Source organism: Bacillus fungorum, assembly GCF_002746455.1.
GTDB lineage: Bacteria > Bacillota > Bacilli > Bacillales > Bacillaceae_G > Bacillus_A > Bacillus_A fungorum.
Genome location: NZ_NWUW01000004.1, coordinates 113,566 through 138,319 on the forward strand (window position 1 = coordinate 113,566; position 24,754 = coordinate 138,319).

Here is a 24,754-nt window from a genome sequence, read left to right on the forward strand (position 1 = left end):
AAGGGGGGAGCTGAAATGAAGAAGCATTTTTCAAAAACACAATTAATGGGGATGCTCCTCATCATATTTGGATTCGGTCTTTTTCTTGATATGATACTTGGACATTTTGAGCCAGGTGGTCTCATTTTTGCATTTATTATGCTTATGTTTGGAAGGCATTATCGTAAAAAGAATCGTTACGTACGGGGAAATGTATTTTTATTTGTTGGTGGTATCGTATTTTTATTCTTCTTATTTTCATCAGCAGCATTTGTTCTTGTCGTATTTGCTTGTTTAGCTTTAATTGGTTATCAACTGATTCAACAAGGACATCAGCAAAAAGTAATGAAGGTTGAAATTAAAGAAAAAGGGATTATAGACGAAGAGAAGCAAATATATCGTACAGAACCATATTTAAAAAATATGTTTGTAGGGAATATACGAATGATGGATCATATTTATGAACTTGAGGATATTAATGTTCAATATGGTGCTTGTGATGTGGAAATAGATTTAACAACTGCTATGATCCCAGAAGGGGAGACGGTAATTGCTATTCGAGGTGTCGTTGGTAATATCCGTTTATATGTGCCATATGATATTGAACTGTCTTTAAATCATTCTGTTATTGTCGGACGTGTGCTCTTGCCAGGTCATGAAGAGACAGGGTTTAACCGCAATGTTACATTTAGAACAGAGCAGTATAAAGAGGCTCCTCGCCGCATTAAAATTATTTCTTCGCTTGTCGTAGGCGATACGGAAGTGAGGAAAGTATAATGAAAAAACAAAAAAATATTTCGTGGATGTATATTCGTTATTCTATGTTGTCCTCTGTTAGTATCGCACTTATTTGTACAATTGTATATGTATGGAAAAGCGAGCAACAAGTGTATGATTTATTATGGAAGGAATCCATCGCTTCTGTTCCAATTGGCTTGTTTATTATGACTACAAGTTTACTTATCGGGGGAATTGTAGGATATGCAATCGGTTACTATATAGAGCAGCGTATACAAGGATTAAATACTTTTCTATTTGAAGTAGAGCGAGGGAATTTTCCGAGCGATGTTTCGTTTACTGCAGATGATGAATTTCATGAAGTGGAACGAAAAGTAATCGTTCTGGCTCGTCGATTAGAGGAGCAAGCTGGACTCTTTCAAAAAGTAACGAATGAACGAGCTCATTGGAATGAAGAGATGAGACAAGAAGCGATTTCCCAAGAAAGGCATCGATTGGCGAGGGAGCTGCATGATTCTGTAAGTCAGCAGCTTTTTGCAATGTCGATGATGATGTCGGCTATTAATGAACAAGTAGCTGAATTTCCAGAAACGACGAAAAAGCAATTGCATCTCGTTGAAAATATGGTTGTAAATGCACAATCAGAAATGAGAGCATTGCTTCTTCATTTACGCCCAGTACAGTTAGAGGGTAAGAAACTAACTGAGGGTATAGAAGAATTATTAACAGAACTGTCTAGAAAGCAACATATGAAAATTGAATGGTTAATTGAACCAATTCAATTAAAAAAAGGTGTAGAAGATCATTTATTCCGTATTGTACAAGAGGCGCTGTCTAATACTTTACGGCATGCGAAGGCGAAGAAAACGGAAGTACGTCTACGCAAGATTGAGCAATATGCAATATTGAAAATTATTGATGATGGTGTAGGTTTTAAAGTTGGGGTTAATAAGGCTGGTTCATATGGTTTAAGGTCAATGCAAGAGCGGGTTCATGAAATTGGTGGTACATTAAAAGTGCTTAGTTTTCCAAATAAAGGTACACAAATAGAAGTGAAAGTACCGATTATGATTGAGAGAGGGGGAGAGTCATGATAAAAGTATTATTGGTTGATGATCATGAAATGGTTCGAATGGGTGTATCAGCATATTTATCAACGCAGCCAGATATTGAAGTAGTTGGAGAAGCTGAAAATGGCAGAAAAGGTTCAGAGTTAGCTTTGCAATTAAGACCAGATATTATTTTGATGGACCTTGTCATGGATGAGATGGATGGGGTTGAAGCCACACGTGCTATTATTCAGGAATGGCCAGAAGCAAAAATTGTAGTTGTAACGAGCTTTTTAGATGATGAGAAATTGTACCCTGTTATTGAGGCTGGAGCGACAAGTTATTTATTAAAAACATCAAGAGCAAGTGATATAGCAGACGCGGTACGAGCTACTTACGATGGAGAAACGGTATTAGAGCCAAAAGTTACTGGTAAAATGATGTCTCGTATGCGTCAGAAGAAAGAACAGCCTTTGCATGAAGAGTTAACAGAAAGAGAGTCTGAAATTTTGTTATTAATTGCAGAGGGAAAAAGTAATCAAGAGATTGCGGATGAGCTATTTATTGCACTTAAAACGGTAAAGACACATGTAAGTAATATATTAAATAAATTAAATGTAAGTGATCGTACGCAGGCGGTTATTTATGCGTTTAGACATCAATTGACGAAGTGATAAGGTGAAACTGTAATCAGTGGGGGCTCCCCCACTGATTACAGTTTGCTCCAAATCTTTTTATTGACGTTAATTAATGTAAGCGTTATCATTAAGTTGTTAACAGTACATACAAAGGGGAGAATGTATATGTTAGTTCAAACTATATTTGGCATGGATAAGTCTAAAAAATTAGGGGATTATGTGAACGCATTACAAGCGCTTTGTGAACAATATAATGTTGAAACAGATAAAATTGCAATTGTTGAGGCGACAGAAGAGTACTATTTATTTTTAGTGAAACAAGAAGATCGTTACGATGTTGTCAAAGTAGAAACAGTGGATACAAATATTGACTATTATACGAAAGCTTATAAAATAAGCAGTTTTAATCATACTGCTTTTCAAATGTAAAAAAACTCCCGAAAGGGAGTTTTTTAGGATACTTTTACTTCATTAGATTCGGTTAGTAAGGGCACTTTTTTCGCACCGCTTAACTTAGCGATTATAAGGCCGATAAGAGCTCCGGCTAATGCTGGTATTAGCCAGCCTATTCCTTCATTATATAAAGGGATAAATTCAAAATATGGAGTGATAAATGAAACTGAAATACCACCTTGTTTTAATCCATCAAATACGCTTACGATTGCTGCTCCAATTAAAGCACCTACATAAACAGAGCGATATCCGCCGAAATATTTATGAAGTAATGATAGTAGAACAAGTACAATTGCAATTGGATATACAACAAGTAGAATTGGAACAGAGATGGCAATAATTTTTGTTAATCCTAAGTTGGCAACTAATAATCCTAATGCACAAATGATACTCGCTAACGTTTTGTATGAAAATGTAGTCAATAATGTTGAGAAATATTGACTACATGCAGATACAAGTCCAACACATGTCGTTAAGCAAGCGAGTGTAACAATAAGAGATAATAGAAGCAAACCGTATGGACCGAATAACTGTTGTACGATAACAGTTAGTAATTGTCCGCCATTTTTTGCATATCCGAGCGAGACGCTAGTTGCACCGAGCCAGCCAAGTGCACCATATACAAGTACGAGACCAGTAGCGGCAATAAGTCCTGCTTTCGCTGTTGCGATGGCAATGGATTTACGATCCTTTACACCTTTAGAGCGAATCGCATTTACAACGATAATTCCAAATGCAAGCGCAGAAATGGTATCCATCGTTAAGTATCCTTCCATAAAGCCTTTGAAGATTGGAGAAGTTTGATACTCTTGCATTGCTGGTCCTGATTGCCCGAGTGGTGTAAATACACTTTTAACAAACAATAAGAAAATAGAAAGTAATAAAATAGGTGTTAATATATTTCCGATGCGATCGACAAGTTTGGATGGATTTAAGCTAAGCCAAAATACGATAGCGAAGAAGATAACTGTGTATAAGAATAGTATTAGGTTACTAGAGCGAATTGTTTCTGGTAAGAAAGAACTAACGCCCATCTCATAAGCGACATTCGCAACGCGTGGAATTCCCATAGAAGGACCGATTGCGATGTATACAACTACCGTAAAGAAAATTCCGAATAATGGGTGAACATGACTTGCGAGTTGTTGCATACCGTTTCCTGATAAAGAAATTGCAATAACAGTTAATAATGGTAAACCGACTCCTGTTAGTAAAAATCCAATCATTGCCGGCCAAAAATTTTCACCTGCATTTTGTCCAAGCATGGGAGGGAAAATTAAATTACCTGCCCCAAAAAATAAAGAAAATAGCATAAGACCCGTGAAAAAAATATGTTTTTTTGATACAGTGTTCATTGTTTTTCCTCCTTTTTTAAATTCATTTGTAAGAACACAAAAAACTCGTCCCTAAAGAAAGGGACGAGTTATATTTACCCGCGATACCACCCTAATTTATACATGTAGAAATGAGTCTATATGTATACGGCTTTACAACGTACAACATGATACGTGTTCCTTGTAACGGGGGACAGCCGGTAAGAACTTACTGTAACATTCGGTTCTACTTCTCGGAGATGATTTTCGGCTACGCACTGAACGTCGGCTTTCAGCAACTCGCCAACTCTCTGGGGGACAGTCCTATAACGTACTCGTTCTCGTCAATGAATTTTTATTCAAGTATTCTGACAGTATTGTTACATTTTTTTTTTAGAAAGTCAATATATTTTTGGTGGGAAATATATATACGGAAATATTATTTGTTTTGAAATGAATGGTTGATGTAAAGTGAATTGTAAAACGGAAGTGAAAATTTGCAGAGAATTGTAAAATTTATAGAGAAAGTTGATATTTATAGGAGTAAAGAAGGGATTGTTTGAATTTACAGAGAATAATACAACAATCCACTTGCTGGAAAGAACAAACCAAAAGAGGTGACTGAAATGCTTGCGATGGGAGTATTATTTGGCATTATTGCTATAATTGGTTTTATGTGGTTATATTATTCGCGTTCGTTTAAACAAGCAGAAGTTTTACTCTTTCAAAAAGGTAGTTTGTTGACAAATCAGTCTAGATATTTAGTATGTCCGAAGTGTGGAAGTGCACAGGCCAGAAGTGGGGGATATCAAGAGTGTTGCAAAATTAGATTATGAAAGAAGGAAGCCTCACATTATTTTGTGAGGCTTCCTTCCTTACAATTTCATGGCGCTCCAAATGGTCCACCGATCTCTTTCGATAATAGGAGAGACGTTTTGTAAGGCGGTCTGTACTTGTTGTAGAAGTTGAGAAAGTTCATAATCTGTTAATTCGTATAGAATGGATCGACCTGTTCGAGGTGATAAATCTTGCAATAATGCCTCTACAGAATCATGTATTTTTCGTACCTCCCATTGTGTTTGAGTGGGGAAAACGTGAAGAAAATGTTTTTGTAATTCTTGTTGTATCGTGGTGGTTTTTGGACGTCTTTTTGATTCTATTTCAATGAGTTTTGGAAAGGTAGAGAAAAAATATCCACGGATGTGTTCGGGACTTCCTGGAATTGTACAATCTTCAATGGTTCGGTCTTGTATAATAAGTACACCGTTTTTCTTTAATATACGAGAAGCTTCACGTAGAAATGTAGGAATGTCTTGTAAATGATGAATAACCGCGCGCGAAATAACAATGTCGAATGTATCATTAGGATATGGGACGCTATGAGCATTACCGTGAATGAATGAAATATTTGAAAATCCTCTACAATTTTCTTTTGCAGCCTGTAATATTTCTTTTGAAAAATCAAGCCCAACAACACTTTCTGCTCCCATAAGAGCAAGTTCTTTCGTATAAATCCCGCCACCACAGCCGATATCAATTATTTGCTTGTTCTGTATATTTGTAATACTTTTTATCAGTTCTCCCCAAGAAATATGAGCGTTTCGCTGTGCGTATGTGTATTTATTATTTGCATCGTGAAAATTAATGGACATGAAAAAGACCTCCTTTCAATGCTTAGTATAGCGTATTTTATAGTGTGTCACGTTTTTGTTTTTTATATGAAGATTATAAGAATTTCTTATTGTAAAAGGAGGATTAAGTTGAAAAGGAAATATGTATTGGTGTTATTTGCTATGTTACTAGCATCTTGTAGTCAAGTTGAGCAAAAAAAAGAAACAAAAAAAGTGGAAGAGACGGTGAATGAAGTGAAAGAAACGATAGGGGTAACCGTTATACAAAAAAAACATAAAGAGAAAAAGTTACAGGAATCAGAAGCTAAGGTAGTAATAGAAATTATAGATAAAGCGGAAAAACAAGAAATAACAGGTAGCTTCGGTGAACCTGAATATGAAATACAAATTAATAGGGATGGGAAAAAAGAAACATATTATGCATGGCTAAGAGGAGAAGATAGACGGGGCTGGGTACAATATAAGAAAGCTATGTATATGCTGAATGAAAAAGATACGGAAAAGCTTTTGGCTATATTCCCAAATGTTTCAGAGCAAAAAGAAGATGAGATGCAGGTAGGTCCTTTAACGGAAATAACAAAAAAAGATTTGCAGATTACCGCGTTTCATATTAAAGCAGGCGATCAAAAAGTGAATTATACGGTACGGTATACGATTTCACAATCACTATACAATAAGTTAGAGAAGGAACAAAAATATTATTTGCAAGTCATTTTCCCGGAAAAAGTTCAAAAATTAATTGGAGAAAAAGAGAGTGAAATGATTTCAGGTGAAAAGGTAAAGGAAGGATATAAACAGTATGAATTGCATGCTACTGTTCCGATACAAGGTGCTTCAGAATCACAATTAAAGTCATTAGAAACATATTATGAAAATTATGATTTGAAAATATTAAATAGTAAAAAAGAAAAAATAGGTGTTTTTCAAAATATCATTCAAATCGTTAAAGAGTATGGTGAAAAAATGAATTTACAAAGATAAAGTGAAATATAAAATTTATAGGGTCTTTCCTAGGAAATGATAATAGAGAGGGGAAAAACACCCCTCTCTATTATTTTGCTTTTGCAGATGGCTCATTCATTGATTTTCGTGTAATAAGAAAAGAAATCATAAGAGCGGAAAGGATGATAAGAGCAATAAATACGTAATTTGGCAACAAATCTAATAATAATACATAGCTAACGGTATAAAAAATAAGAGTTGAAGCTAAAAACGATAGAGCGCCTATTATGAGAGATTGTAAATTCATTCGTATACACCTCCTTTTATTTATATTTTTGGCTAAAAATGGATTATCTAAACATTATTTCTAACATTAGAAAAAAATATGTCATAATAGAGAAAAGAACAAGTTTTGATGAATGAATATGATTCATTAATGAGAGATAAAGGAGAGGAATATGAAAAATAATAAAAAAGGATTATGGGGAATTATTGTTGCAATAGGGCTATTTCTACTTTCTAAGTTAAAGTGGGTATTTGCAATTTTTAAATTAGCAAAGTTTTCAACGGTATTTAGTATGTTTTTATCACTTGGTGCATACGCAGTTATATATGGTTGGAAATTTGGGGTAGCGCTCATTTATTTGTTGTTTATTCATGAAATGGGCCATTTATGGGCTGCGAGAAGAAAAGGTATACCAACATCTCCAGCAATATTTATTCCATTTATGGGTGCTCTTATTGGGATGAAAGAGATGCCGAAAAATGCAAAAGATGAAGCTTATATCGCCTATATGGGACCTCTTTTCGGATTGGTGTCATTTTTGCCTGCGATTCCACTTTATATAATAACGAAAGAGCCATTTTGGGCATTAATTATTTTACTTGGAAGTATGATTAACTTCTTTAACTTGATTCCAGTTTCTCCACTAGATGGTGGACGAATTATCTCAGTTGTAAGTACAAAGATTTGGGGGGCAGGCCTTATTGTATTGCTCGGTTATTCCATTTATTTCAAAAGTATTTTGGGAGGATTTATTTTTATTATCGGCTGTATGGAATTATATAGAGTAATAAAGAGAGATGAGCCAATTAAGGAATTAGGATATAGAATTGATGGAATGAAAGAATATGTTGCAAGGCTTGAAGAGGAGTTAAAAGAAACTGGTGCAGTGCATCGAAATATATACATGATGCAACATGAAATAAATGTATTAAGGCAAAAAGAAAGAGAGAAAGAATTAAAAACAGGAGAATTTCAAAAGATTGAAGTGTTAGAGTATCTTTTACCAAAGTTTGAGCCACTGGATTATGTCCCGTATGAAGATGAAAAAGAAACGCATACAATTCATATAAGAGAAGCATTTGAAATGTCAGAAAGAAAATTACAGGAATGGGAGACAGAAAAGAGACAACAGGAAAACTATTATAAAGTGGATATGAAAACGAAATGGACAGTCTTTGCTTGTTATATTGGATTAATGGCTATCCTTGGTTATACAGCTTATGAAGGGTATATTGTTTTACAAGAACATTTGCCAAGGAGAAATGTATAGAAAAATATTGTCGAAATGATAGGAAGGATTTATACAGGAATTATATTTCTACGAGAGAATGGTACAAGTATAGTACTACATTGTAATATCTCTAGTAGAGAAGGGGTTCTGTATATGAAGAAACTGTTAAGTGTATTCGGGATTATTATTGTGATGATCATTGCGAGTTATAGTCTTATGAAAGTATTGTTACATTATGCGAATAAGCCTGCTGAGGTAAATACAATAGCTCAAATAGAAGATGTGCAAGAAGAGACAAAAGTACTAGATTTTATTCGTATGACACATGAAAGTTATAATAATTTCTTAAATTATGGTAAAGCAGAGAATTATACAGAAGGGGACTGGAACCAATTTAAACAATGGTTTCAACAACAAGAATCATCGTTAAAAAATATACATACAGACATAAAGAATGAAAAAATAAAACGTGATGTAAATAGAAGCTATGAAATTGTAAAAAAAGGTGTGGAGCTCCAAAATATTGAGTATGTAGTGTATGCACACCGTGTATACCATGACTTAGATATTATCGTAAATAAGTATAGAGGTGAAACGAACATCTGGGGGTATACAGAGTTTGGAGATGGGAAATATATAAAGGTAATTGAACAAGCTATACAGTCTAAATAATAATAAGCTAGCTAGCATTTCTAGTTGGCTTATTTTCTTTTGTAAGTGCAATGTTCATATATTTTTCACAAAAACACAGTGTTAATAGTGATTAAAATCACAATCTGCATTATACAATTCAGTTAAACTAAAAACAGTTAAGGAAATAGAGGAGTGGGATACAATGTTAAGTGCAAAAACAATTGAAATCGTAAAGTCAACAGTACCATTATTACAAGAAAAAGGCGTTGAAATTACAACGAGATTTTATGAGATTTTATTTTCGGAACATCCGGAGTTATTGAATGTTTTCAACCATACAAATCAGAAAAAGGGAAGACAACAACAAGCGTTAGCGAATGCTGTTTATGCAGCTGCAACGTACATTGATAATTTAGAAGCTATTATTCCAGTTGTAAAACAAATTGGTCATAAGCATAGAAGTTTAGGTATTAAAGCAGAGCATTACCCGATTGTAGGTACATGTTTACTACGTGCAATTAAAGAGGTCGCAGGTGCACCTGATGAAGTTTTAAATGCATGGGGAGAAGCTTATGGTGTTATTGCTGATGCATTTATTAGCATTGAAGCTGAGATGTATGAAGAAGCGGCACATAAAGAAGGTGGATGGAAAGATTTCCGTAACTTTGTAGTTGTTAAAAAAGTGAAGGAAAGCGATGTAATTACATCATTTTATTTAAAACCTGAAGATGGTGGGAAAGTTTCTTCATTCATTCCGGGACAATATGTAACAATTCAAATCAATATTGAAGGTGAGACATATACACATAATCGTCAATATAGCTTATCGGATGCTCCAGGAAAAGAATATTATCGTATTAGTGTGAAGAAAGAAAAAGGCATAGATACAGCAGATGGTAAAGTATCTAATTATCTACATGATCATGTCAAAGAAGGCGATATCTTACCAGTAAGTGCGCCAGCAGGAGATTTCGTATTAAATATGGATTCAACATTACCAGTTGTACTAATTAGTGGTGGGGTAGGTATTACACCAATGATGAGTATGCTAAATACGTTAATTGAACAAGAATCAAAACGTAATGTATGTTTTGTTCATGCGGCGCTAAATAGTAATACACATGCAATGAAAGAACATGTTGAGGCAGTAGATAATAAATACGAACAAGTTAAAGCATACACTTGCTATTCGGCACCAACTGAAAAAGATTTGGAAATGAAGAACTTTGATAAAGAAGGTTTCATTGAAGTTGAATGGTTACAAACTATTATTCCGACAACTGAAGCAGAATTTTATTTCTGTGGCCCTGTCCCATTTATGAAGCATATAAATGCTGCACTAACTGATTTAGGTGTGAAACAAGAGCATATTCACTATGAATTTTTCGGTCCGGCAGCAAGCTTACAATAGATTGGCCTGAATAAGCAAAAAAACGAGGTATTATTTTACCTCGTTTTTTATTTGTTCTCGTAATAATCGATTTACTGTTTCGCGGCGTATACCAATCAGTTGACCAATTTCAGTTTGCGTTAATATTTCGTATATAGGGATGTCACCTAGATATAGTGTGAACCATTCTTGTAAACGATGAAGACGTTCTTTCGGAGAAACGGTTGTCAATTGATCGATACGCTGTTGCATCATTCTTAACTTTGATTGTAATTGCATAGCGATATTTGCATAGGATGCAGGATTTGCCTGAAGTTGATCGTACCATTCATTACTAACTATAGGTTCAACTTCTGTTTTCATTAAAGCGATCGCTGTACCGTGATATTCCTTCGGTGAAATTAAAGAATGGTGAGGTATCGTTTCACCTGGAACAATAATGTTGAACAAAAATGGTGTTCCATCTTCTTCTATTCTTACTACTTTTAATAAACCTGTTTTTATAAAATATAAAGGACCGTCCTCGCCTTGACGGAATAGTACATCTCCTTTGTGTAGAATCAATGTTAGCCCCCCATTTAAACATTTCTATTTCTTTTATTTTAGCGTATATGTATAAAGATAATATGCTTTTAAACAGCAATTTCATTGACGAAATGTATGCTATTACAGTAGTATACTATTTAGTGTGTAATAGTACTAGCAATGAATACGCTGTAGGGGGTTTAGTATATTGTTAGATGCGATAAAAATGACGGATATGAGAATTCCGGCGAATGCTATCATTCATGTAGAAGAGATGAAAGGTGGAGTCGTGTTATCCGTTGAAGTAGACGGCCAAATTATTTATACAATGGCTTATGATGAAGAAACAGATAGTTATGCTGAATTATATGATCGAAACGATAAGAGAGCGTGCCAGGTACATGAGGATTTTATGGGATGGTCACTTCTTCACTAAAAAAGATGTCAATGTGACATCTTTTTTTATTAAATCGATAGAATATACAAAGAAATGAAATATAAGGATAAAATTTGTAATAAATGATTTTGCATTGTTAGCACTTTGTAACTGCAAGTAAACTATTTTTTCGCTATCATAAAGATAACAGTCGCAGTTATAGGAGTGGTCAACTTGAAGAAAGTACATATTTCAAATTATATGCTATTATGTGTTTGTTTGATTTTATTTGTTCTCTTAGGAGGATTTTTATATTCATGTGTATAAAAAAACGCATTCTAAAAAGAACGCGTTATAAAAAAGAAGTAATGATTAATCTAGTTCCGAGAATAATTAATGTGATACGTAATAAATTAATTACGGCTTTACCACTTAATTTTGTATTGATATAAGCCCCGATTTTTCCACCAATCCATGCACCAGGAATAAGAATTAATGCGTAAATCCAGCTGACATTTCCAAGGGAGATGTGAGTTGCAGAACTTACAATTGCTGATAGAAATACGATAAACATCGAAGTTGCTACAGCAATATGTGCTGGAAATGCAAAAAGTAGCATCATTGCAGGAACAAGTAAGGCACCGCCACCAATTCCGAATAACCCAGATATAAATCCAACTATAAAGGCGATAAAGATAGCAAGAAATGGCGGGAATTGATAGTGTACAGTATTTCCCTCATTGTCTGTAAAAGAACGCTTAATTACAGACATATTTGACAGGGAAAGAGGTTTTAATTTATCCCGTAGCATGAGAAGAATTGAGACAAAAATAAGGAAAATCCCAAAATATAAAGAAAATGTATCTTGGTTTAAAAATTTATTTGCCCATGAGCCGATGATACCACCAGGACCACTCCCGATAAATAAAATAAGTCCACTTTTGTAATCTACTCGTTTATGCTTCATATAAGTAAGGGTAGAGGATAGTCCTGTAAAAACGACTGTTACCATAGAAGTCCCTACTGCAAGTTGTGGTGATAAACTGTGTAATCCAATTAATAACGGAACAATAATAATTCCGCCTCCAAGCCCGACTAGGCTACCGACTGTTCCGGCGATTAGTCCGATGAAAAGTAACATGATGTATTCCAAAATGGCCAACTCCTCTAAATAACTTATCCACCAATTATTATACACGCTTTTTAATGAGAAATAGGCTTGTTCACAAAAAAGTCGTCTTCCTAGAAAAATAAGGAAGACGACTTTTAATTAAAAGATTAAGTGTAATAAAGAGTAAAATAAAGCAGCTAAAGAAGCTGAAATAGGAAGTGTGATAACCCAAGTAATTAACATGCGTTTTGCAGTTCCCCATTTTACACCTTTTACACGATGAGAAGCACCAACCCCTAAAATAGAAGAAGAGATAACGTGCGTCGTACTAACTGGTAAGTGAATGAATGTTGCGCCGAAAATAACAAGTGATGATGATAAATCGGCAGCTACACCATTTACAGGACGAATTTTCATAATTTGTCCACCGACAGTTTTAATAATTTTCCATCCACCGACAGAAGTACCAAGTCCCATTGCGATGGCACAACATAATTGAACCCAAAACGGAATATCGCTAGAAGTATGATAGTTATTGGCCATAAGAGCCATCGTAATGATTCCCATTGCTTTTTGCGCATCATTCGTACCATGTGTGTAAGCTTGTAATGCGGCAGTGAAAATCTGGAATATACGGAAATTTTTGTTTGTCTTCGTTAAATTAAAGTTTTTAAAGACTACTTTAAATATACTGTATACGATATAACCGATAACAAAAGCGATAATTGGTGAAATGATTAAAGCTTCAAGAATTTTTATAAACCCTTTAAAGTTTAATGAACTAAAACCAGCAGCAACGATAGCTGCACCTGCGATTGAGCCAATAATTGCATGCGAAGAACTACTTGGAATACCGTAGTACCAAGTAATCAAATTCCAAGCTATTGCCGCAAGTAAAGCAGCTAAAATTACAAGAGAACCATTTGGTAAAGCGAATGGATCGACGATATCTTTCGTAATTGTTTTTGCTACACCTGTAAATGTCATCGCACCTAAAAAGTTCATAATAGCTGCCATAATAATTGCATGTCTAGGCTTTAGAGCTTTCGTTGAAACAGCCGTTGCAATAGCGTTTGCTGTATCGTGAAATCCATTGATAAAGTCAAAAGCTAAAGCGCAAATGACTACTAAAACGGTCAGTATCAAGAGTGTATCCATGATCAAACTCCTTACGCGTTCTTCATAATAATTGTTTCTAATACGTTTGCAACGCTTTGGCAGCTATCCGCTACTTCTTCAAGCTCTTCGTAAATCTCTTTGTATTGAATAATCTTAATCGGATCTTTTTCACGAGAGAATAAGTGTTTAATCGCATGACGGCGAATATCATCACATTGTGATTCGTAATCCTTAATCTTAATCGCATTTGTACGAATGTCGACTAATTTTTTGTTAGACATTAATTCAACAGAGTTTGCAATTTCAATTGCACATTGATTAATTGCTTCTACGAATTTAATCATGTATTCATCAGCTTCTGTAATAGAATACATTTCGAATAGACCAGCACTATGATCTAATCCGTCTAATACATCATCCATACTCATTGCAAGTTGTAGGATGTCCTCACGCTCAATAGGAGTAATAAACGCTTTGTTTAGCTCCATAATGATTTCGTGAATAAATGAGTCACCTTTTGACTCATACTCTTTCATGCGCATAGAAAACTCTTTTAAATCGCTAGCATTTTTAATTTTATACTCCACGAAAAACTGCGCGCCTTCTTTTAAATTTTCGGAAACATTCATTAACATTTCAGAAAATTTATCTTTTTTTGATTTAAAGACCATTATTAGTTACCCCCACAAAAGTAATATATGTAAAATATATTGGCTAGTCAATTCTAACAAAAAACTGTCGTTTTTTAAAACATTTTATCGAAAAGTTTACAAAAACTTAACATAACTCTCATTGTTGTATTAATAATATTAATAATCAATGTTGAATATCTTACTTGTAGAATGTCCTTTTCTTGCAAAAAGTATGAATGTGAAAGAAAAGCTTTACACTACAGGAAAGACTACGTTATTATAATAAATTCAAAAGGAGGTATATTCTTCCTTTTGAAAAGAAGAGTGTAAACAAACGAAGGAAGTGAACGAATGAAATTGAAGAACACTCACTTAAAAAAAATGCAGGAGTGGTTCAACAAGAGGAAGAAACTTCGTAATTCATTAATTGTATTAGGAAGTTTGCTCGCTACTCTATTTATTGCTATAAATATAATAATTTCCATTCAAGACATATCTGAATTAAAGCAAGCTGTTCCGCAACCGACCTTAATTTATGATGCAAATAATGAAGTTGCAACTAAATTAGCTTCTTCTAAAACAGAAGGCGTTAAAAAGAAAGATATTCCTGATATTATGGTTCAGGCAATTGTTGCAGTAGAAGATAAGGAATTTTTTAACCATCACGGTATTTACTATAGTGGAATTATAAGTGCGATTTTCAAAAATATTACAGCAGGAGAAGTTGTAGCAGGGGGAAGTACAATTACACAACAACTTGCGAAAAATGTATTTCTGACACAAGACCGCACATACTCTCGAAAAATAAAGGAATATTTTTTAACAAAAAAAATAGAGCGTACGTATACGAAAGATGAAATTATTGAAATGTATATGAACCAAATTTATTTTGGTGAAGGTGCTTGGGGTATAAAAAGGGCAGCTAAATCTTATTTTGATAAAGATGTAAAAGATTTAACAATTTCAGAAGCTGCAACGATTGCGGGCTTGATTAAAGCACCATCTGCGTATTCACCTTATAAAAACTTTAACAAGTCAATTGAAAGACGTAATGTCGTATTAAGTTTAATGAAAGAGCAAGGGTATATTTCTGACGAACAGTATAATAAAGAAAAAGAGAGCGGACTTGTGTTAAAACGTGGCGTTGATGATAAATACAAGGGAAAATACTCTCAATATGTAGACTATATTGTTAGAGAAGCGATGGACAAGTACGAATTAACACAAAATGAAATTTTAGCGGGTGGTTATCGTGTTTATACAGAACTTGACCCGAAAAAACAACAGGCTGTAGAAGACGTTGTGAATAATGATAGTTATTTCAAAGATAGTGGCTCAGACCAACTTATGCAAACGGGTGTGGTTCTTATGAATCCAAAAACAGGTGGTGTACCAGCTTTAGTTGGAGGCAGAGGGCCGTATCAGTTCTTACAGTTTAACCATGCAACCCAATTAAAAAGACAACCTGGCTCAACGCTAAAGCCTTTGGCTGTATATGTACCAGCGTTAGAACAAGGATATGAAGTATACGATATATTAAAAGATGAACCATTTAACATTAAAGAATATAAACCACAAAATAGCGATCATACTTTTCACGGTGATGTGACAATGTATGAAGCCGTGGCAAAGTCGTACAATGTTTCGGCTGTGTGGCTATTAGAACAAATTGGACTAGATAAAGGATTGAAATCTTTAGAGCGATTTGGTATTCCATTAGTGTCGGAAGATCGTACGTATCCGATTGCTTTAGGCGGTATGCATGTGGGGACATCTCCATTTGTAATGGCCCAAGCATACAGTACATTTGCAAATGACGGTGTCCAAGTGGAAGCTCATGCAATCAGGGAGATACAAAATGCTGAAGGTGAAACGCTTGGAAAGTGGTATAAGAAAGAGACACGAGTGACGAGCGAGAAAATTGCTCAAAAGATGACATATTTATTAAAAGGTGTTGTCGAAAAGGGAACGGGGGAAAAGGCGAAAGTTAATAATGTTGATACGGCAGGTAAGACAGGAACTACTCAAATTGTAAATGGCCCAAGCACCGGTGCAAAGGATTCATGGTTTGTTGGATACACACCAGATTTAGTAGGTGCGATTTGGGTAGGATATGATAAAACAGATAGTGATCATTATGTTCCGGGTGGTAGTCAAATTACGACGACGATGTTCCGGGATATTATGAAAAAAGCGAACGCAAATCCATCTCAAAAAGCATTCCAGTTATCGCTCATATCTGAGGCTGATTATAAAAAACAATTGACTACAATAGAAGAGGAAAAGCGAAGAAAAGAAGAAGAGAAGAGAAGGAAAGAAGAGGAACAACAACGAAAACAAGAGCAACAAGAGTGGCTTGATAAAGTGAAAGAATGGATTCCTTCATTTTGGTAAAAGAAAGAGGCGAATAACGAAATTCGCCTCTTTTTTGTATGAAAACAAAATAAAATTTTAATCGGTAGAGATTTTTGTCTATTCCTACTAGTTATTAATCCATATCCATTGAGACACATGATATTACTCGTTAAGTATAATGTTTGTACTGCCAACGGATTCGGCATCGTATGTGACGATTATTTTGCCTTTACTAATGGGTTCGTATGGTAATTCTTCTTCATAATTACCATTATTTTCATTGTGAATAGAAAGTATAATTTCATCGATTTTTTTATTTGTATATTGATTTTTAATCGTTTCAGCAATTTGAAGTAAGGATTCGGAACTAGAAGCTTGCGTAATAAGCATGCCTTTTATAACTTTTTTTTCATTCTTTGTGGCATTGGAATAAGGGATGTTGCTTTGTTTTGTATACAAAAGTTTATATGGAACAGTTTTTCTCTCTGCTTTTGATATAGTGGAATATTTTAGAGCTAAAAAAAATCCTACACATAAAATAATGCATACCATAAGAGCGAACCAAATGCGTATTAGTGACATAACTCTCATTTTCATCCCTCTTTCATTTCTTTGACTTCACTATTTATCATACAAAATGAGGATTAAGATAGAGTAAATTTGAGGTAAAGAAACGTAAAGAAGGAGCACTTATCCTCCCAAATAAGTGCTCTTTTTATTAAAAGAGAGATTTAATAAACAATCAAAAACCTATTACTTATAAATGTGCGTGGTCACTCCAAAATAGTATTGGAAATTGTGGCTAGTAAATTCGGAAGATGGAAAGTATAGCAGTCGTTTCGCCTGTTGCTCCTCCTCCAAGGCAACCTGATCCGTATTGAACTAGGGTAGCTTGGATTTCTGATTACCATAAAATATTTTCCCTTTATTTTTGTTGTGCATCTTTTCATTCCTTTCTTTCATAGAATAAATAGTCGTTACTATATTTTAAAATGAAATTTAAACTAAATTCGTGATGGACAAGCTACTATTTCTAAAAAATAAGAAATTGGCCCACCTAGCAAAAATAAGTAAGGTTTATAGAAAGTTTTATATAATGTAAAAAAGAAAAGTTCAACAGAAAAAACTGCATGCGAATTGTTAGATATTCCCTAACAATTCGCATGCAGTTCGTGGAGTTGTACCTCATTTGTATTGATTTATTCTTTCAAGGGTTATTTTGGGCAAAATTGGAATTGAAATAGTGAAAGTTGTACCATCTTGATTACTAGTCATTTTTAATGTACCGTTGTGATTTTGAATAATTTTCTTCGTTACTGACAAGCCCAGTCCTGTGCCTGAATCTTTTGTTGAGAAGAATGGATCAAAGATATATTCTTGAATGGCTGGAGGAATACCAATTCCGTTATCTGTGAAAGTAATACGAACAAAATTATCTAAGCGATAACTAGTGATTTGAATAGAAAGTTTTTTTTCACCTTGGGCATCGACAGCGTTCTGAAATAGGTTTAAAAAAACTTGTACAAGTTCATGACGATCAATATGGACTAATACATCATCTAATTCGGTAGAAAAATTATAATCAATTGAAATGTTATGTAAAAAGACTTCACTAGCTAGTAACTGTTGAATGTACTCACGTAAAAATGTATTAATAGGAAACGGTTCTCTTGTAAATTCACGTGTTTTTGAAATAGATAAAAATTTTGTAATAATACTATTTGCGCGATCTAATTCAGGAATAAGTAAGTTTTTAAATAATTCTTTATTAGATGGAGAAACACTTTCTTGTAAAAATTGTAAATAACCCCGTACGGTTGTAAGGGGATTACGGACTTCATGTGCAATCCCGGCGGCGATTCGCCCTGCTAACGAAAATTTTTCTGCATCACGTTCTGTGTTTAAATAATGAAAGACACTAATAACTCTAAAAATCTCTCCGTTATAATTACGAATAATTCGGTTATTTAAAATGCCATAGTTTTTGTCTAAAACTTCTTCATTGTATATTTCTGTGCCCGTTCTTAATGTTTCAAGAGCTTTAATTTTTTCTTCTGGCAATTTTAGTAATTGTTGAATTGGCTTTCCAATTATATCATTTCGTACTACACCAAAATCATCGGCTGCAGCTTGATTACATAAAGTTATATTTCCTTTACCATCAACAAAGGTTACATGATGTGAAAAAGCATCAAAAATATGGACAAAGTATGTTTCAAGTTGCTCAAATAAAAATAATGAATCGCAAGTAAGTTGAAAATTAGCCTCTTTATTCTCTTTTTGTATGTTTTGAATGGAATGAGTCGTTCTCGTTTTCTTTATTTGTAAACCAATATGTGGATTTTTGTATGTGAAATGATGTGGTAATTGATTCACAAGTTCTTCATAAAAACGTACTTTATTTTCTAGTTCTTCTATTCGTTTTTCATGAGATACAATATCATCGTTTGGAAGCATAAATAAATAACCCCTCAATTTAAAAATTCTTCCATCTAGTATATCATATTTTTATACAGATACTCTTAAAGAAGGGGTTACTTAATGAAATTGATTAGTCGAAGTGTTTGGGAAGTGGGTAGAATGGATAGAAGGTGAAGTTAAAAAGGGAGGGATATATTTGCTTTTCATTGGAGTAACAGGATGGGGAGATCATGATTCTTTATATATAGATCCCTATGAAAATAGAAATAAATTACGAACATATAGTGAGCATTTTCCTATTGTAGAAGTGGATAGTTCATTTTATGCGATGCAACCTGTACGAAACTATACAAAATGGGCAATGGAGACACCGAAAGATTTTTCTTTTGTCGTAAAAGCATATCAAGGGATGACGGGACATATGAAAGGTGAAATTCCTTTTTCTACGTTCGATGAGATGTTTGATGTGTATAAACAATCTATTCTTCCTTTAATAGAAGCTGATAAATTAAAAACGATTTTATTTCAATATCCACCATGGTTTGATTGTAAAAAGAAAAATGTAGATTTTCTTCGATATACGAAAGAAAAGATGGAAGGTTTACCGTGTGCCATAGAATTTCGAAATCAAACATGGTTTGATCCAGAAATGAGAGATAAGACGTTACAGTTTTTGGAACAGGAGAAATGGATTCATACAATTTGTGATGAGCCACAGGCGGGGATAGGTTCGGTACCGCTCGTTTTAGAAGTAACGAATTCAGAGATGGTGTTAATACGTTTTCATGGTCGAAATGTCCATGGCTGGCTTGATAAAGGGGAAAATTGGAGAGCGGTTCGCTGCTTATATCGCTACAACAATAAAGAATTAGAAGAATGGGTAGAAAGACTAGAGAAATTAAAAAAGAAGACAAAAGACATATATGTACTATTTAACAATAATTCGGGCGGAGATGCAGCAGATAATGCGAAACAGCTTATGAAAATGATGAATATTACATATGGTGAGCCGAAGCCTGAGCAATTAAATTTGTTTGAATGATAATAAACAAGAAAGGCACTGTACAAACAGGGGGAATGTACAGTGCCTTTCTATATGAAAAAGAGGGGTAACAATGTTACTGAGCGTTTGGTTGATTCATCAATTGTTGGCTTCGTAATAAATGATAATGGTTATCATTATCATTGTCAATGGTTTTCCGAAAAATAAATAAAAAACTTTTTATGAGATATTAACGGAAGAGAGATTCCTATTAAAAAGCTTGGCTGAAGCAAAGAAGTTTTTCGAGGGAGATTTCTAGTAAACCCCTGATAAAGTATAAAAAAAGAACAGCAATTAATGCTGTTCTTTTCCAGTGACGAATTGTTGTAAATCAAAAGGAGTTATCGCTTGGATAAATTCTTTTGAGATAAGCGTTTGAACAAGAGTACTCTCAGAAATGGAAGCACCTGTTTTCTTTTCATAAGCTTGTTTTAATAAATCAAGTTTTTCAGCCGTTTCTTTCGGTAATTCAATTGTTAATGTGTTCATAATTTCTCCCCCTTACTATTAGAGTACCACTACAATATAGGAGAGACAAGAAAAGAGAATGTGAAACATAAAAAAGGTTACCATTTATAAATGGTAACCTTTTTTATGTATAAGAGTTATTAAGCAATACCGATATACTTTAAAGTTTTTGATGGAGTACTATGATCAAAGAAGTGTTGTAAAAATGCGATATCAACACCTGATTTGTATGCACAATATCCCCAAGTTTTTCGAAGTGTATGTGAGCTAATCCCTTCTAATCCAACTTCTTTTGCAGCTTTGTTTAAAATGTACCATGCATGTTGTCTCGTAATAGATTTTGTTCCTTTTTGAGACTTTAATAATGGTTCATTACGTTTCCAAGTTTTACGTTCTTTCATGTAGTCTTCGATCGCGTGCTGTAAGTCTTCATTAACAGCAAACCATTTATGTTTCTTTACTTTTTCATTGTAAAATAAAATGGAATGGCGAACATTTTCATTTTCATCGATTACATCACTAACTTTTAATTGTAAGATTTCACTTACTTTTAAGCCAGAATTTACAGCTAATACGAATAATAAGCCATCACGTTTCGAAGATTGTAAAAGTATATTTTTGATAGTTTCTAATTGTTTTTCATTTTGAATAGGTTGTCCTGCTTGTTTCATTTCACGCACTCTCCTCTTTTATGTGTGTAAAGGAAAGGATTAACTTGTTTCTTACTATAAAGGGAGAGTGTGAATTTCATGTGAACTCCTAGTGAAATTAAGACAAATTATTTGACTTCTTTTACTTTTTGTAAATTAAAGTAGAATACAACACTATTAGTCGTATTATATACACCGTACTCCGCCTTGTGGAGGTCTAAAATGTTTTTTACAATAGATAATCCGAGACCAGTACCACCAGTATGACGGCTACGAGATGCATCTAAACGGTAGAAACGATCCCAAATTTTTTCAAGACTTTCTTCTGGGATAGGGTTTCCTGTGTTTTCGATTTCGACTTTTACTGTATCTTCCATTACTATAACAGAGACTTGTATTTTTTCTCCATCTGGCGTATAGCGAATTGCATTGCTAAGTAAGTTCACAACCACTTGCTCAATACGACTACGATTGGCTTTAACAAATATAGAAGAGTCTACATCTATGTTCACTTGTAAATGCTTTTCTTCCATGCTAAATAGTAGCTTTGTATAGACTTGTTGAATTAATTCCCCGATTGAGAATGACGTCATATCTAGTTTGTACGTACCGGATTCTAATTTTGCTAATTCCAACATTTCAACAATAAGTCTGTTCATGTTTTCTGTTTCTTCTAAAATAACATCGGTGTAATACGTCGTATCTTTACTAACGCCATCTTTAATTCCTTCTGCGAAACTTCTAATGACACTAAGTGGTGTTTTTAATTCGTGCGATACACCAGAAATAAATTCTTTTCGCGTTTTCTCTAATTGACGTTCACGTTCAATATCTTGTTGTAATTTTGTATTGGCAACATTTAATCGATCGATTCGGTCTTTTAAGTTTACAGATAACGTATTAATACTACCGGAAAGCCCGCCAATTTCATCGTCTGCTGTGACAGGTAATTTCTCGCTAAAATCAAAATTGGCCATTTTCTTTGTAACGCGATTAATTTTAATTAATGGTTTTACAATGATTTTTGAGTAGTAGAAGGATAACAAAATAATGACGAGAAATACGATGATTAAGGCATAGACATAATAATCTTTCAAAACGAGCATCGCTTCATTAACAGGCTGCAAGGATGCTATCGCAAAAGCATATTCTGTAATCTCTCCATTTTCCATAATAGGTTTTACAAAGATACTATTCTTTATATTCTCCCCGCTATCTATTATATAAGTGTTTAATTGCTGGGAGTTAGCAGTGCCATTTCTAATAAGCTCTGCAAAATATTGAACGGCTTGTAATGTTTCGATATCATTTGCAAGACGAACCTCGGCTTTCGATGGAAGCTGTAACTTAGATATAGTACCAGTAAACTCAATTTGAGTAACAGGTTTGTATCGGTTTGTAAGTCTATTTTTAGAAGGATTACCATTAATAGATGAAAAATCTGAATTGGTATATTCGTTTTGCCATCGATTATAATTTGTTGTCAATTTTATTGGTGTTATTGTTTTGTTTTGTAGCAAACCGACGACATTTATCACATCGTCTTTTTTCAATCCTAAGTTTTCGAATTTCTTATATTCTTCGGGTGTTAAAAGATTATTGAGCGGAATGGAATATGTTTCATTATTTTTAGGATTAAATACATCAATGTAGTAATTGTTGTCGCTTTTAATAATGCCATTCGTATTTAAAAATTGCATGTCAGCATTTGTTTTATCATGAAATTCTTGTTTTAGTTTTCGAATTTCTTCATAACTTTTCCCACTTTGTTCGTACGTATCTACGAACTTCTCAAAGGCAGTTTGAACTGTTTTTACTTTTTTATTAATATAAAATTTCTCTAAAAATAGAGATTGTCCTAGGAAAAAGAGGAGGAATATGATTGTAAATAATGTTGATGTTAATAAAAATAGTTTAAAGACGATACTTCTGTTTTTCACTGCGTCACCTCTTGTGAGAAATACTGTAAATGATTACTTTATTATAACAAATGGTACAAAAAAGTAGAGGAGAAAATCTGTCTCTTCCGAAAGTAGTTTTTAATAAAAAGTCACATAAAAAGAACTCGACAGACGTATGACGAGTTCTTTAATGTATTATTGTTGAATTGCTGCATCTAAAGCGATTTCAATCATTTCGTTAAATGTAGTTTGACGCTCTTCAGATGTTGTTTCTTCACCAGTGAAGATGTGATCGCTTACTGTTAATACAGATAACGCATTTACACCGTATTTCGCTGCTAAAGTGTAAAGAGCAGTTGTTTCCATTTCTACTGCTAGTACACCGTAATCACCAAGTTTTTTAACCATGTCCATGCTTTCGCGGTAAAATACATCAGCTGTTAAAACATTACCAACACGAACATGTAAGCCTTTTTCAGTTCCAGCATCGTAAGCTTTCTTTAAAAGGTCAAAGTTTGCAGCTGGTGCAAAATCGAAACCTGGGAATGTTAAACGGTTCATATTAGAATCTGTACAAGCTGTCATTGCAATAATCACGTCACGTACTTTTACGTCTTTTTGAATGGCACCGCAAGTTCCAACGCGAATTAAATTTTTAACTCCGTAGCTTTGAATTAATTCGTTTACATAAATAGAAATAGAAGGAACACCCATACCTGTACCTTGAACAGATACACGTTTTCCTTTATAAGTTCCAGTGAAACCTAACATGCCACGCACGTTATTATAGCAAGTAACGTCCTCTAGAAATGTTTCCGCAATATATTTTGCACGTAATGGATCACCAGGTAATAGAATAGATTCAGCGATTTCGCCTTGTTTTGCTTCAATATGTACACTCATGAAAAGTCCTCCTTATAGTGTATTGATAGAAATCAATATCATTTGCATTATACACTACGAATCCTTTCAATTAAAATCTTTTTATTATTTGTAATATGTGCAAAACAGAAGGATTTCATAAATTACAATCTAGAATATATATGTAAGAAGTTTTGTATAAACAGAGACAATAAAAATGGTAGGTGATATTTTGAAAAATCTTGTCATTGGACTCGTTGCTTTGCTATTTATTGTAGTAGGCGGATTTTACATAAAAAAGTATCAAGAAACCACAGAGACTGTAGGTGATATTCAGGAAGTAAATTGGGATGTGTCATACGGAAAAGGAAATGAGAAAGTAGATATTTCGTTTCAATTACTAAATAATAAAAATAACGAAGTTCGTGGTGTGAATGATCAAATTCGCGCAGTTCTTGTAGACGGACAATTAAAGCATGTACAACAAATGAAACCTACATTTGCAGGGAATGGATCATATAAAGTATCTTCCAAAATAGCGAAAGATGAAAGATATACAATATTTTTATATGAAGACAAAAATAAGTCGGTGAAATCATTAGCGAAGAAAGATTTTGGGAGAGAAGTAGAGGAGAAAAATAAGAAAAAAGTAAAATTCCCAATCGATAGTGTACTTACAAAAAAAATAGGGGAGTATGAAGTTTCTCTTTTATTCGGTGCATTGCATCCGGATGAACCAGTGACCTTAACATTTCAATTCCAATCGAAAAAGGGTGAAAAATTGAAATTACATTCAGAGAGAGGTGAAGTTGAGGCGCTCTATATCGTAGACGAAACGAGAGAAAACTTTTTATATGCAATACCTGTTGATACAGATGAGCAATTACAATATCGCATTACATTTCCTGCCGAAGGAACGTATAAAATATGGGGAGATTTCTATATAAATGGTAAGAAATATGAAAAAGAATTTATTGTACAAGTTCAAAAAAGAAAAAACAGCTAAATAT

26 protein-coding genes and 1 other annotated feature are annotated in these 24,754 nt (G+C 33.9%); of the genes, 13 read left to right on the forward strand and 13 right to left on the reverse strand.

Annotated features, from left to right (window positions below):
• Nucleotides 1-15: 15 nt before the first annotated feature.
• From liaF to CO726_RS07240, 4 genes are read left to right on the forward strand one after another with little or no spacing between them, the layout of a single operon-like run.
• A complete protein-coding gene (liaF, locus tag CO726_RS07225; RefSeq protein ID WP_099683811.1) occupies nt 16-756 on the forward strand; it encodes a cell wall-active antibiotics response protein LiaF in 741 nt (246 codons plus the stop codon).
• Complete coding sequence (locus CO726_RS07230; RefSeq protein ID WP_098759129.1) at nt 756-1,811, forward strand: sensor histidine kinase; 1,056 nt, start codon at nt 756-758, stop codon at nt 1,809-1,811. Before liaF ends, CO726_RS07230 begins: the two co-directional genes overlap by 1 nt.
• A complete protein-coding gene (locus tag CO726_RS07235; RefSeq protein WP_000598709.1) occupies nt 1,808-2,440 on the forward strand; it encodes a response regulator in 633 nt (210 codons plus the stop codon). The genes CO726_RS07230 and CO726_RS07235 overlap by 4 nt, the downstream gene beginning before the upstream one ends.
• A 54-nt stretch (nt 2,441-2,494) precedes the next feature.
• On the forward strand, nt 2,495-2,833 hold the full coding sequence (locus CO726_RS07240; RefSeq protein WP_136699476.1) for a DUF3922 domain-containing protein: 339 nt from the start codon (nt 2,495-2,497) through the stop codon (nt 2,831-2,833).
• 23 nt (nt 2,834-2,856) lie between these two features.
• Here CO726_RS07240 and brnQ3 read toward each other — a convergent pair whose 3' ends face one another.
• On the reverse strand, nt 2,857-4,212 hold the full coding sequence (gene brnQ3 / locus CO726_RS07245) for a branched-chain amino acid transport system II carrier protein BrnQ3 (RefSeq protein WP_099683813.1): 1,356 nt from the start codon (nt 4,210-4,212) through the stop codon (nt 2,857-2,859).
• A 56-nt stretch (nt 4,213-4,268) separates the two neighbouring features.
• Nucleotides 4,269-4,527 (reverse strand) — a binding site (T-box leader).
• Between the two features lie 269 nt (nt 4,528-4,796).
• Between brnQ3 and CO726_RS07250 the strand changes: the two genes are divergently transcribed.
• Nucleotides 4,797-5,006, forward strand: coding sequence for a hypothetical protein (locus CO726_RS07250; protein WP_000880630.1), 210 nt, complete (start codon nt 4,797-4,799; stop codon nt 5,004-5,006).
• Nucleotides 5,007-5,045: 39 nt separating this feature from the next.
• Here the strand turns inward: CO726_RS07250 and CO726_RS07255 are convergent, their stop codons facing one another.
• Nucleotides 5,046-5,822 carry a class I SAM-dependent methyltransferase gene (locus tag CO726_RS07255; protein WP_099683814.1) on the reverse strand — a complete coding sequence of 259 codons (777 nt, stop codon included), beginning with the start codon at nt 5,820-5,822 and terminating at the stop codon, nt 5,046-5,048.
• A 108-nt stretch (nt 5,823-5,930) separates the two neighbouring features.
• On the opposite strand from CO726_RS07255, the gene CO726_RS07260 reads away from it, so the two are divergent.
• Nucleotides 5,931-6,782 (forward strand): YhfM domain-containing protein, encoded by an 852-nt coding sequence (locus CO726_RS07260; RefSeq protein WP_136699451.1) that lies wholly within the window; start codon nt 5,931-5,933, stop codon nt 6,780-6,782.
• A gap of 70 nt (nt 6,783-6,852) precedes the next feature.
• On the opposite strand, the gene CO726_RS07265 is transcribed toward CO726_RS07260, so the two are convergent.
• Nucleotides 6,853-7,050, reverse strand: coding sequence for a hypothetical protein (locus CO726_RS07265; protein WP_098759125.1), 198 nt, complete (start codon nt 7,048-7,050; stop codon nt 6,853-6,855).
• A gap of 151 nt (nt 7,051-7,201) precedes the next feature.
• Here CO726_RS07265 and CO726_RS07270 point away from each other — a divergent pair, with 151 nt between their 5' ends.
• From CO726_RS07270 to hmpA, 3 genes are all read left to right on the forward strand, one after another.
• Nucleotides 7,202-8,299, forward strand: a complete 1,098-nt coding sequence (locus CO726_RS07270) for a site-2 protease family protein (protein WP_099683815.1) — start codon at nt 7,202-7,204, stop codon at nt 8,297-8,299.
• 114 nt (nt 8,300-8,413) lie between these two features.
• The gene (locus CO726_RS07275) at nt 8,414-8,932 is read left to right on the forward strand and encodes a hypothetical protein (RefSeq protein WP_099683816.1); all 519 of its coding nucleotides are present in this window, start codon (nt 8,414-8,416) and stop codon (nt 8,930-8,932) included.
• A 163-nt stretch (nt 8,933-9,095) separates the two neighbouring features.
• Complete coding sequence (gene hmpA / locus CO726_RS07280) at nt 9,096-10,304, forward strand: NO-inducible flavohemoprotein (RefSeq protein ID WP_099683817.1); 1,209 nt, start codon at nt 9,096-9,098, stop codon at nt 10,302-10,304.
• Nucleotides 10,305-10,334: 30 nt separating this feature from the next.
• Here the strand turns inward: hmpA and CO726_RS07285 are convergent, their stop codons facing one another.
• Complete coding sequence (locus CO726_RS07285; RefSeq protein WP_098273431.1) at nt 10,335-10,847, reverse strand: Crp/Fnr family transcriptional regulator; 513 nt, start codon at nt 10,845-10,847, stop codon at nt 10,335-10,337.
• Nucleotides 10,848-11,016: 169 nt separating this feature from the next.
• On the opposite strand from CO726_RS07285, the gene CO726_RS07290 reads away from it, so the two are divergent.
• Entirely contained in the window at nt 11,017-11,244 is a 228-nt protein-coding gene (locus CO726_RS07290; RefSeq protein ID WP_000882907.1) for a hypothetical protein, read from the forward strand.
• A 292-nt stretch (nt 11,245-11,536) separates the two neighbouring features.
• On the opposite strand, the gene CO726_RS07300 is transcribed toward CO726_RS07290, so the two are convergent.
• From CO726_RS07300 to CO726_RS07310, 3 genes are all read right to left on the reverse strand, one after another.
• Entirely contained in the window at nt 11,537-12,337 is an 801-nt protein-coding gene (locus tag CO726_RS07300; protein WP_099683819.1) for a sulfite exporter TauE/SafE family protein, read from the reverse strand.
• A gap of 117 nt (nt 12,338-12,454) precedes the next feature.
• Nucleotides 12,455-13,453 carry an inorganic phosphate transporter gene (locus CO726_RS07305; protein WP_098759121.1) on the reverse strand — a complete coding sequence of 333 codons (999 nt, stop codon included), beginning with the start codon at nt 13,451-13,453 and terminating at the stop codon, nt 12,455-12,457.
• A gap of 11 nt (nt 13,454-13,464) precedes the next feature.
• A complete protein-coding gene (locus tag CO726_RS07310) occupies nt 13,465-14,085 on the reverse strand; it encodes a DUF47 domain-containing protein (RefSeq protein ID WP_000231448.1) in 621 nt (206 codons plus the stop codon).
• Between the two features lie 312 nt (nt 14,086-14,397).
• Here CO726_RS07310 and CO726_RS07315 point away from each other — a divergent pair, with 312 nt between their 5' ends.
• Nucleotides 14,398-16,440 carry a transglycosylase domain-containing protein gene (locus tag CO726_RS07315; protein WP_099683820.1) on the forward strand — a complete coding sequence of 681 codons (2,043 nt, stop codon included), beginning with the start codon at nt 14,398-14,400 and terminating at the stop codon, nt 16,438-16,440.
• Nucleotides 16,441-16,563: 123 nt separating this feature from the next.
• On the opposite strand, the gene CO726_RS07320 is transcribed toward CO726_RS07315, so the two are convergent.
• Both CO726_RS07320 and CO726_RS07325 read right to left on the reverse strand, forming a co-directional pair.
• A complete protein-coding gene (locus CO726_RS07320) occupies nt 16,564-16,992 on the reverse strand; it encodes a hypothetical protein (protein WP_099683821.1) in 429 nt (142 codons plus the stop codon).
• A 594-nt stretch (nt 16,993-17,586) separates the two neighbouring features.
• Nucleotides 17,587-18,858, reverse strand: a complete 1,272-nt coding sequence (locus tag CO726_RS07325) for an ATP-binding protein (RefSeq protein ID WP_099683822.1) — start codon at nt 18,856-18,858, stop codon at nt 17,587-17,589.
• A gap of 160 nt (nt 18,859-19,018) precedes the next feature.
• Between CO726_RS07325 and CO726_RS07330 the strand changes: the two genes are divergently transcribed.
• Nucleotides 19,019-19,864 (forward strand): DUF72 domain-containing protein, encoded by an 846-nt coding sequence (locus tag CO726_RS07330; RefSeq protein WP_099683974.1) that lies wholly within the window; start codon nt 19,019-19,021, stop codon nt 19,862-19,864.
• 294 nt (nt 19,865-20,158) lie between these two features.
• On the opposite strand, the gene CO726_RS07335 is transcribed toward CO726_RS07330, so the two are convergent.
• From CO726_RS07335 to deoD, 4 genes are all read right to left on the reverse strand, one after another.
• A complete protein-coding gene (locus CO726_RS07335) occupies nt 20,159-20,353 on the reverse strand; it encodes a DUF3924 domain-containing protein (protein WP_001094861.1) in 195 nt (64 codons plus the stop codon).
• Nucleotides 20,354-20,472: 119 nt separating this feature from the next.
• Nucleotides 20,473-21,003: a tyrosine-type recombinase/integrase gene (locus tag CO726_RS07340; RefSeq protein ID WP_000806236.1), complete on the reverse strand. Its 531-nt coding sequence runs from the start codon at nt 21,001-21,003 to the stop codon at nt 20,473-20,475.
• 107 nt (nt 21,004-21,110) lie between these two features.
• Nucleotides 21,111-22,922 carry a sensor histidine kinase gene (locus tag CO726_RS07345; protein ID WP_099683823.1) on the reverse strand — a complete coding sequence of 604 codons (1,812 nt, stop codon included), beginning with the start codon at nt 22,920-22,922 and terminating at the stop codon, nt 21,111-21,113.
• A 156-nt stretch (nt 22,923-23,078) separates the two neighbouring features.
• The gene (gene deoD, locus CO726_RS07350; RefSeq protein WP_000110707.1) at nt 23,079-23,786 is read right to left on the reverse strand and encodes a purine-nucleoside phosphorylase; all 708 of its coding nucleotides are present in this window, start codon (nt 23,784-23,786) and stop codon (nt 23,079-23,081) included.
• A gap of 175 nt (nt 23,787-23,961) precedes the next feature.
• Between deoD and CO726_RS07355 the strand changes: the two genes are divergently transcribed.
• Nucleotides 23,962-24,750 (forward strand): hypothetical protein, encoded by a 789-nt coding sequence (locus tag CO726_RS07355; protein WP_136699453.1) that lies wholly within the window; start codon nt 23,962-23,964, stop codon nt 24,748-24,750.
• The last annotated feature ends 4 nt before the right edge of the window (nt 24,751-24,754 follow it).